Origin of the sequence: Trinickia sp. (assembly GCF_036503415.1) — a bacterium.
Classification (GTDB): Bacteria; Pseudomonadota; Gammaproteobacteria; order Burkholderiales; family Burkholderiaceae; genus Trinickia.
On record NZ_DASXWY010000097.1, the window covers coordinates 1 to 9,952 of the forward strand.

Here is a 9,952-nt window from a genome sequence, read left to right on the forward strand (position 1 = left end):
CGCATGCACGTGAGCCAACGCTTCGTAGGTCTCGACCATGTGCCGCAGGCGCGCCTGATTGCGCTCGACCGACGCGTTGACGAAATCGCGCTGAGCGAGAAACGCCGCGCGCCAGTCGTCGAGGCAGCGCTCGAAGCGATGTGCGATGCCGGTGGCGGCTGCGGCGAGAATCGAGACGGTCAGCACGAGGCCGCCGCCGAACAGGAGCGCGCGGTCGTAACGGCCTGGCAGCCCGGCCTGGCAGCTCAACGAACGGCTGACTCGTTTGCGCAGGGCCGTCAGGCTGCGCCGCAACCGGAGCGTTTTCATAGGCGGCATCGGTGCGGACACGTCTGCGTGTGCCGCATTCGCTGGCTAAAGGGGCGACCACGCTAGCGAAAGATCGAGGCGAGAACGCCGATTGCGGGAAATATCGGACAAAGGCGCGATCTGCATGATCAACCGATTCACAAGATAGGCGTTAATTGTTTTACATAAATTCTGAATGCGGCGAGACTCAATCGAGGAATTGTTCTAAAGAGATGAGATAAGCAAAACAGCTAAATTTCAGTCGCTCATCGATTCCAATCATGGCATGCGCCGTCAGCGCCGACCATTGAATTCACATAGCTCTCCGTCATCTCATTAATTTCCAGCCTAACTTTCCGGCCGATACGTTTGACAGCGCCGATACTCGACTGATAAGGTGCCCCCGCTCGCAAGCAGGTGACGTGCTGTGCGGGCATGTGGCCGTATGCCGAACGGCGCACCCTCCGCGCATTTCAATCGAGATTCGAGAGAATGAGCCATGAATGATCATTACATCGCGAGCGCGTTTCAAAGACCATTCCCGTCGCAGTCGAATCGCGCATTCCGCTTGAACTGGTCTGAATCCGCACGGGAATTGGATGACCTGCTCCTGCCGCAACGTCTCGATATTCACGAGGCACTTTGCGACGGAATAAGCGGAGAGATCACATGTATCTCCCCGCGAGCGGGTATGCCGCTCAATACGTTCATCGGCGCGCCGCTGGCCATTCAGCTCGTGACCGACCGAGGTGCACTCCATTCGATCTGCGGCCTCGTGACCGACGCACACGAAGGTGAATCGGACGGCTCGCTCGCCACCTATCGGCTCGTCGTCCGGGATGCGCTGACCGTACTCGAGCAGCGCATCAACACGCGGATCTTTCGCCAGGCGAGCGTTCCCGACATCGTCGCGATACTCGTCTACGAGTGGCGCAAAAAGAGCGCGACGCTCGCAGGCGCATTCGATGTCGATATGTCGAAGCTCGACATCGAGAAGTATCCGGCCCGCGAACAGATCGTCCAGTTCGACGAATCGGACGCCGGATTCGTTCGGCGTTTGTGCCGCCGCGAAGGCATCGGGTGGTTCATTCGAGCCGGGAGCGGGAGCGCGCGTCCATCTCGCACGCGCAGCGGCAGCGCCGATACCGCACACACGTTGGTGCTGTTCGACAACGCAGCGAAGCTGACGCAGTGCGCGGCTGGGACGGTGGTCTATCGGCCCGACGCCGCGATCGGCGATCGCGACGCCATCACGATGCTTTCCGACGGGCGTCGGCTCGTGCCCGGCTCGATACGTCGCACGAGCTGGGACTACAAGCCGTGCCGAATGGACCAGATAGCCGGACGTACCCGCGTCGACCAGGGTAGCGCGGGAAACGATCTGGGACGGCTTCTTACCGATTCCCGAATCGATTCGCCCCATTTCGCGGACTCCTGGGACGACTACGACAGGCTCGGCCTGGCGCGTGTCATGTCGCATGGCGCGCGGCTGGCGCGTACGGAGGGTGCTGGCGGCGTGCGTGACCTTGCGATCGGTCACTGGGTCGAGATCCGGGGCTACGCCGAGTTTGATCGGCTATCCGACGAGGATCGGCGCGTCACCGTTACGCGCCTGCATCACCGCGGCGAAAACAATCTGCCCAAAGATCTGAACCAGCGCGCACAAGCGCTTTTCGCCGCGAGCCGCTGGCGTTTCGACGCGCCGCCGATCTCGGTCGATACGCGCGCGCGGCCAACCGCCTTCTTCGACTCGGCGCAAAGCCGTTACGAGAATACGTTCACGGCGGTCCCACGCAAGATGCCGCTCACGCCGTCTTACGATCCGCGTCGCGATCTTCCTCCGGTGTATCCGATCGTCGGCAAGGTCGTCGCGCCGAAAGACGAAGAGGTGTTCTGCGACGAATACGGGCGGATTTACGTTCAGATTCAGGGGCTCGACCCGGACGATCACGCTCATGCGCAAGGCGCCGGAACGAGCGGCACCGAAAACGACAGTGCGGCGGTGCGCGTCCTCACCGGGTGGGCGGGCGAGCATTTCGGCGAAGACATGCTGCCACGCAAAGGCATGGAAGTCCTGCTGGATTTCCTCAACGGCGATCCCGACAAGATGTTCGTGGCCGGTGTGTTTCACAACGGCCTCAATATGCCCGCAACGTTCAGTCATGCCGGCAGCTTGCCGGGCAACCGGTATCTCTCGGGAACGAAGACGAAAGAAGTGAATGGCCAGCGCTATAACCAGCTGCGCTTCGACGACACGCCGTCTCAAATCAGCGTCCAACTGGCCAGCGAACACGCGGCCAGTGAAGTCAATCTGGGTTATCTGACGCATCCGCGCGCGAGTGGACACGGTGCGGGCCGAGGCGAAGGCGCGGAGCTGCGCACCGATGCGGCCGCCGCGTTGCGGGCGGCAAAAGGCATCTTGCTGACGACGTTCGCGCGCAACAAGGCAAACGGACATCAGCTCGATCGAGAAGAGTTGATGCAGTTGTTGAGCGACTGCACTGCGTTGTTCGACGCGCTTCGTGAATATGCTGCCCAACACGGCGGCGCGGCGATCGACTCGGCGGCGCAGGCGACGCTCATCGCGGCGCTGCGGAACTGGAACGCGGTCACGGGCTCGGAGCGCGCTGCCGCCGCCAGCGACGCCGACGCGATCCTGGCGTTCGGTGCGGCCGCCGGTTCCGTCAACGTGACGCCGAACGTTCATCTCACCTACGCCGGCAAAAACATCGATCAAATCGCGCAGCAGCATCTTCAGTTGATGAGCGGCCAACGATTCAGCGTCACCGCGGGGCAAGGCATGCACTGCTTCGCGCGCGGGACCGGCATCCAGGCGATTGCCGGCGAAGGGCCGGTGATGTTGCAGGCCCAGGCCGACACGTTGACGGCCAATGCGCAAAAGGGCGTGAAGATCGGCGCGAACGAAAACGAAGTGCTCGTGACTGCGCCGACGATACGTCTTGTCGCCGAGGACGGCAGCTATATCAAGATCGGAGACGGCATCACGCTTGGTACGAACGGCGACGCGAAGATACTTGCAGCCTCGCATCTTTGGGAGGGTCCGTCGACGCAGCAGGTTCACAAGGCGGCTTTCGAGAACGCGCCGACCGATCAACGTTTTCGGTTGCACTATCCAGGCGATGCGGCACAGGCGCCCGCGTGCGCCGCGCATCGGCCTTATCGGATCACGATGGATGACGGTCGCGTGATCGCCGGCAAGACCGACGCGGATGGATTGGCGGAGCTCGTCAAGGACCCCGCGATGCGCATCCTCGAGATCCACATGCTGAAGCCAACGCTTTGAGCGTAAAGGGGGAGACCATGGCTGAGGCTCATACGGATAGCGATTATTACGTGGTCAACCGGGCCGCGGCGATCACGCATTCCAACCGCGCCGGCGATCGTCCCGCGCAGGTGCCACGCGATTTGCCCGGCATCGTGATTTTTATTCATGGTGTCAACGATCCTGGCGCCGTGTACTCGTTCGTCGAGGAAGGCTTGTGTCAGGGTTTGAACGAGCGGCTGTCGCGGGACGATCTGAGGGCGGGCAGCTATGGAGCCGACTATCGAGCCGCTTCATGCAAGTCCGCATCGGAAGTCACGGAGAAAGATACCGAGACCTTAAGCGACCCGGATATGTTCCTGTACCGACGCAGCGAGACGCAGAACGTCACGCATAGCGGATTCATTCCGTTTTACTGGGGCTATCGCGCGCAAGACGACGAGATCGCCCGCATCAGCAATCCTGGAGATGTCACCAGCCGTATCGCGGATGCCGACGGGAACTTGATGACCCGTGGGCAGTATCAGGATATTCGCGGCAACCGGCTCGATGCGCACTTCGCCAAGGGCGGCGGCTTTTTTGCCAATGCGACGAACAATATCCCTGACATGTATGGGCCGGGCTTCAAGGCGGATTGGCTCACACGGAGCGTGACGCGTAACGCGCTCGGCGGCAATTCGCTCTATGCGGCCGATGCGCCCGATAGACGCTATTTCGTTCTTGCGGCTACTCGCCTCGCCAACTTGATCAGCACGATTCGCACGATCAAGCCGAAATCCGTAGCCGCGGCGCACGGGATGGATCCGCAGCACGAAACCATCACCGTCATGGGCCACAGTCAGGGCACGATCCTGACGCTACTCGCGCAAGCGATCTTGAAGCAGAAAGGCGAGCGCTGCGCCGATTGCATCATCATGGTCGATACGCCCTACAGCCTGTATCAGACCGAAGACTGCGATCAAACCGGACATGCCAAGCTCAAAACGCTGATCGACATCGTCAATGCGGTAACCGAAAAGCCCTATGACATACCTGGTCTCGCCGAGCTGCTCATCGGTCACGAGAAGTCGGGCGGCCGCACCGGCAAACATTGGACGCCCACGCAAGGCAAGCGTCTGGACCGCGGGGGCAAGAACTGGATCACATTCGACGAACGCGACAATCGCGGCAAGGTGTATCTGTATTTCTGCCCGGAGGATACGGTCGTCGGCCTCAGGAAAGTCCGCGGCATCGGGACGTTCGGCGTGCCCGACGAAGTGCCCGCCGATGGGGAGGCGCTGCTCGGCGACGCGAAGAGGAAGACCATGGCCGCGATGACGGCGCTTGCACCGAAGCGGTTCTACCAGCGCATGTGGACACGCATGGAGCGCGACCACAACGGGGACGGCAACTACCGGAAGGTACTCGTCGGCACCAAGGCGGCTCGCGTTCCGGTGCGCGAGCCGTTCGAGCGGCGGACACCAGGACCGAACGCCGGCGCATCGATGCTCGGCACCGTTGCGACGATGGGCACGAACGCGGCGTTGCAGGCCAGCTTTGCGCACAACGATATCCGGTTCGTCAACGGCGAGGAACTCAAGCCGCCATGCGAGCCGCAGCTTTATGGCGGCGAGGTCGTCAAGGGCGGGCCACGGCCCGGGCATGCGGATGTCGCCGGGTTCATGGCGCCTGACGATGTGACCAAAAACGTCGTTCTCGGTAATCAATACGCCAAGCTCGAGTGGATTACGGATTCACATACGATGAATCCGAAGGCGGATCTTGAGCGTCGTAAGAAGGCGTTCAACGAAGGCAAACCGCGCGACGAGCAATCGTGGAATTGGAAAGTCGGCGGGATTGACGGGGTCGGCAGCTTTGCGCTGCTGCGTGAGGAAACGCCGAAGGAGGCCCGCGAGCGAATGGCGAACGATCCGGATGCACGCGAGGCGAACAACTACCATTCCGCCGTGCTGCGCAGTACGGAGAATCATCGCTGGGTCACGGCGATGGATGTCGCAATCGGTCAGGCCGTCACGCTCGACGATCCCGTTTGGCGGGAGTTGCTGGTTCTTCTCGCGGATTGGAAGATCACAGAGGACGTCGCAGGTCAGATCAAGCGAAATCCAAACTACAGTCGGTTGAGCGAAGAAACAAAGAGCTTGCTGGAGGCCTGCCTCAACTACTACCAGAAGGGCATCTTCCCGACGGCATTGGTCGGCAACGCCCCACCTGCGCTTGTGACGAGCGAACCGACACCGAAGGCCCACGAAGCACGGCAACGCGCATTGGTGCTGCAAATGGAAGCGGAACAGCGCTTCTATCAGGATCAGATGTCCCGTAATTGGGGCGACTGGAGCAACGTCCGATGAAGCCGCGCATCTGGCCTTACGTTGTCGCATTCGTGTCGATCGCGATCATCTGGACACTCTATGTGATGTCCAATCACTACCGTTATTGGGAATCGACTGGCCAGGAGATGCCGAATATGGGCAGCAGCATTCGAAATGGTGTTTTGGGGGCGTTGGGATTGTTGGTCGCTGCATATGCGGCGACGTTTGCATGGGTGCATCGACCCGCCAGTGCTTCGCCTGCCGAAGCCTCGCCTCAGCCGCGCAGCGAATCGGCGGTGCTTGCACAAGGCTTTAACGGGTCGCCAGCAATGCTGTCCTTATCGGGGGAAAACTTCGTTCTGGAGGTACGCGGTGTCGGCGTATTCACTGGCGAGCTTTTCAACACCGAAATCTGGCAACGGATCGAGGCCAAGACCGACAATCACGCGAGCTTTCTTTCCCAAAACCCGGAAGACTATCCCGATAACGATACGAGCCGATTGGACGATATGTCGCTGGCGAAAGGGATCGGGTTTAAGGGGGCCGTTCGCCACGCAGTGCAGCAGTGGCCTGTGCCCGTGATCGTCTGGCAGCCTCCGAGGGATCCGAAGAATCAATTCCGCCCAGCCACGAGCATCGCGGGTGCGCGCCAGCGGGCCGGCTTAGGCGTCAGCATTTTCCTCTGGGAGGAAGACGCCAATACGAACGATGGCGCCGCAATGATCGACAAGCTGTTTGCATTCTTCGACACCCACTCCGACGTGCCCGCCGCGCTCGTCTACTCCATTGACGGCTCGATGTTACGTTCGTTGCTCGGAGCTCCCGGCAGCGGCGGTCCGTCCCAGGCGGGACACATCATCCCCGCAATGCCCGACAGTGTCGGCGCACTCCTCGTCACACGGTCCGACCGTGTCGATAAGCTGATTCGGCCGTTCGCCGTCGAACAAACCGCGAACGTCAACAAGACGAATACCGAATACGACATCATCAAACTGTGGAATTTCTACTGGGCGCAGGATCGCGTCTTCCAGGAGCTGAAAGACAAAGAAGACGGTGAATACGTCAGCGCGCTCGTCCCCAAAGCCGACTGGTGGCAAACGCAACTCCCCGAGCTATGGAGAACACTTGGCAATCAGGGCCCGGGGCAATTCACGCCTACGCCCTATATCCCCGTCCGGTGGACCACCTGGCAGTTGCGACAATTCGACAATGCCCCCTTGCTCGGCTATCTGCATCGCCCCGTCGACATCCGCCTGACGGACGATCACGGCAAGCCGCTGAAAACCGCTCTACAAGCCGAAGCGATCAAAGCAGGCTGGGCCAAGGCCGCCTCCGCGCTTCCAGGCGGGAGCGAGCCCAAGCGCGTCTTCTACGACACCACCGATGACCGCCGTTGGGTGATCCCCCTCAATCAGGCGCTGTCACAAACCGGCCACAGCGCCCCGAACCTCGACGAGGTAAAAGAAGGCTATGACATCGGAGCACGCATCGGCAACACAGGCGTGAGCTCACCGCTCATCCAGCTCGGCCTGGGTCTGATCGCCAGCTATAACGAGGGCGGCGCCAGCGCTACCGTGAACCGCCGCCCGAACGGCATGGCCAGCATCGTCATGGTGAGCCCGCCCGAGCCCTCGATCAAGCAAGCGTGGTCGAAACAGAATCACGGTGCGAATCCCTTCCGTCTGAGATAAGGATCGAACGATGCGGGGTGTGATCCGGCTGGGAGACCATACCGACCGAGGCTGTCGAGTCATCACCGCGAGCGAGTCGTCGAAAGTGGCCGACAAAGGCGTAGCACGCGTCGGCGATCGATGCTTGTGCGGCGAAAAGGACCGCCACGAATGCGTGATCGTCGAGGGCAACGCCAACGTGAAGGTCCGCGGCAAACCCGTCGCCTTCGACGGACACCGCACGTCCTGCGGCGCCGCACTGATTTCGACGATGCCAACGTCAGGCACCTCCGCGTGACGGACAGCGACACGCATCGAAAGGGCGCCGCGTTGCTTTCCCGCAAACCATCATCGCGATACAGGAACGGATGGACGATCTATTGCCCGAGTATGAGCGAGAGCTCGCGATCCTGCGCCAGTCCCTCGGCGAGTTCGCGCAGCGCTATCCCAAGGTAGCCGCCAGGCTAGCCATCTCGGGCGAACACTCGGACGACCCCCACGTCGAGCGGCTTATCCAGTCCGCGGCGTTGCTCAATGCCCGCGCGAGCATGCGGATCGAAGACGATTTTCCCGAGTTCACGCACGCACTGCTCGAGATGACTTATCCCGAGTTCTTGCGCCCGTTCCCGTCGTGCTCGATCGCCCAATTCTGCGGCAGCAATGCGGTCGCGAGCTTGCAAGCGCCCGTCGTGATCGAGCGAGGTGCCGAGCTCAAGGTACCGCGCAAGGAATATCTGTTCAGGACCACTTACGATGTAGCGCTCGCACCGCTGCGGATCGTCGACGCTCGGTACGCACTCAATGCATCGGCGGCGCCGCGTTCGATGACCTTGCCCCAAGAAACGACCGGGCTGCTGTCGATCACATTCTCGTCTTCCGTTCCCGGAGCCGAACTCGGGCCCGCCACGCCCGAAACGGTCCGCTTGTTCGTGGACGGCGAACGCGCCACTGTCGCCGCAGTCATCGATGCGCTGCTGCTGCATACCAGCACTGCATTTGTCGAAGCCGACGGCCTCGGCGCCTGGACACAGTTCGAACGAATACCACTCTCGCGCGTCGGTTTCGACACACATGAGGCGTTGATCGAACTCCCCGGCGCTCGCCCGTCGCAATTCCGCCTGCTCCGCGAATACTTCGCGTTCCCGCAGAAGTTCGATTTCATCGATATCGATCTGCGGGCACTACTGCGCTGCGCCGGGCGCTGCCATCGCGTGATGTTGCACCTGCCCGTCAGCCGCCTTCATCCGGATTCGCCACGCGCTCGCGCGGCGCAACAGTTGAGCGCCAGCCACTTCAAGCTGTTCTGCACGCCGGTCGTCAACCTGTTCCAGCGCTCCGCGGCGCCGATTGCACCCGAATCGATGCAGTTCGCCGTCTACCCGGTCGTACCCGATACGCTCACCGCAGCGCATGCTACGGTCTATTCGGTCGATAGCGTCCGCCTCACGGACACTCGGGATATCGGCGACACGGTCACGCCCATCATGCCGTATCGGTCGACGCTCCACCATCGAACCGACCCTCGCTCATCGATCTATTGGCTTGCGAGTCGCGATGCTCGGCTCGCCGAATTCCTTCCCGGACACGACATGCTGATTTCGCTCGTCGACGAGAGTGGGCAGCCGATCGAATCTCAGGAGCAGCAAGTCGATGCCGAGCTGCATTGCACGAACGGGAACTTGCCCGCTTCGTTGTCGATCGGCGAACCGGACGGCGACCTCGTCCTCCAGCACAACGCCCTGGCCGGACGAATCGTACTGCTGCATTGCCCGACGGAAAGCATGCCGCCCCCCATCGAGCGCTGGCGGTTGTGGGAGTTGATCTCGACGATGGCGGCCAATCCCGTGACACTCGATCAAGCCGGCCTGCCCGCGCTCAAAGGTCTGATGGCGCAGCACGCCCGGCCGAACGCTGCGGAGTCGAACAGACATATCGCCAGCCTGCAGGGGCTACGGCGCCAGTCTGTCAGGGGATGGACCGAGACCGAGCCGCAGCCGATGTTCGTCCTCGGACTGCTCGTACGGCTCATGGTCGATGACCAAGCGCTCCATGACTGTACGTTGAGCGCCTTTGCCGGCGTGCTCGAAAGCGTCTTCGCCAACTATGTCCCGACAACGAGCTTCGTTCAGCTCCTGCTGGTCTCCGGGCAAAACGGCGCCGAGCTCGTGAGCGGAAAACCGGTGTGGGGGACCAAGCCAATCGTCTGAGCTCACCCCTGCGCACCGCTGAAGACCGCGGGTCGCTTCTCCCTGAACGCTTCAATACCTTCCCGAAAATCGGCGCTTTGATACGCGCGGCGGCGAATCTCGCTGATGCGCCCGAGCGCGCTCGCGGGCAGCGCACGCATATCGGACAACACGCGCAATTGCTCTTTGACCGCAGCGATCGCAAGCGGCGCCTTC

General features: G+C 61.6%; 6 protein-coding genes and 1 pseudogene. 5 read left to right on the plus strand and 2 right to left on the minus strand.

Going from position 1 to position 9,952, the window contains the following annotated elements:
* Positions 1–309, minus strand: a 309-nt coding sequence (locus VGL01_RS13305; protein ID WP_331570002.1) for a hypothetical protein, incomplete at its 3' end; no start/stop codon positions are given.
* 478 nt (positions 310–787) lie between these two features.
* Here VGL01_RS13305 and VGL01_RS13310 point away from each other — a divergent pair.
* The 5 genes from VGL01_RS13310 (at position 788) to tssF (ending at position 9,757) form a co-directional block, all read left to right on the plus strand.
* The gene (locus VGL01_RS13310) at positions 788–3,592 is read left to right on the plus strand and encodes a type VI secretion system Vgr family protein (RefSeq protein ID WP_331570004.1); all 2,805 of its coding nucleotides are present in this window, start codon (positions 788–790) and stop codon (positions 3,590–3,592) included.
* A 17-nt stretch (positions 3,593–3,609) separates the two neighbouring features.
* The gene (locus tag VGL01_RS13315; protein ID WP_331570006.1) at positions 3,610–5,919 is read left to right on the plus strand and encodes a T6SS effector phospholipase Tle3 domain-containing protein; all 2,310 of its coding nucleotides are present in this window, start codon (positions 3,610–3,612) and stop codon (positions 5,917–5,919) included.
* Positions 5,916–7,571 (plus strand): type VI lipase adapter Tla3 domain-containing protein, encoded by a 1,656-nt coding sequence (locus VGL01_RS13320; protein WP_331570008.1) that lies wholly within the window; start codon positions 5,916–5,918, stop codon positions 7,569–7,571. Before VGL01_RS13315 ends, VGL01_RS13320 begins: the two co-directional genes overlap by 4 nt.
* A 10-nt stretch (positions 7,572–7,581) precedes the next feature.
* A complete protein-coding gene (locus tag VGL01_RS13325) occupies positions 7,582–7,848 on the plus strand; it encodes a PAAR domain-containing protein (RefSeq protein WP_331570010.1) in 267 nt (88 codons plus the stop codon).
* A 70-nt stretch (positions 7,849–7,918) separates the two neighbouring features.
* Entirely contained in the window at positions 7,919–9,757 is a 1,839-nt protein-coding gene (tssF, locus tag VGL01_RS13330) for a type VI secretion system baseplate subunit TssF (RefSeq protein ID WP_331570012.1), read from the plus strand.
* A gap of 2 nt (positions 9,758–9,759) precedes the next feature.
* Here tssF and VGL01_RS13335 read toward each other — a convergent pair.
* A pseudogene (locus tag VGL01_RS13335) lies at positions 9,760–9,952 on the minus strand (methylmalonyl-CoA decarboxylase); the annotation flags it as partial.

Coding starts and splice junctions, on each gene's coding strand:
- VGL01_RS13310 (WP_331570004.1), top strand. CDS start 788: ATGAATGATCATTACATCGCGAGCGCGTTTCAAAGACCATTCCCGTCG.
- VGL01_RS13315 (WP_331570006.1), top strand. CDS start 3,610: ATGGCTGAGGCTCATACGGATAGCGATTATTACGTGGTCAACCGGGCC.
- VGL01_RS13320 (WP_331570008.1), top strand. CDS start 5,916: ATGAAGCCGCGCATCTGGCCTTACGTTGTCGCATTCGTGTCGATCGCG.
- VGL01_RS13325 (WP_331570010.1), top strand. CDS start 7,582: ATGCGGGGTGTGATCCGGCTGGGAGACCATACCGACCGAGGCTGTCGA.
- tssF (WP_331570012.1), top strand. CDS start 7,919: ATGGACGATCTATTGCCCGAGTATGAGCGAGAGCTCGCGATCCTGCGC.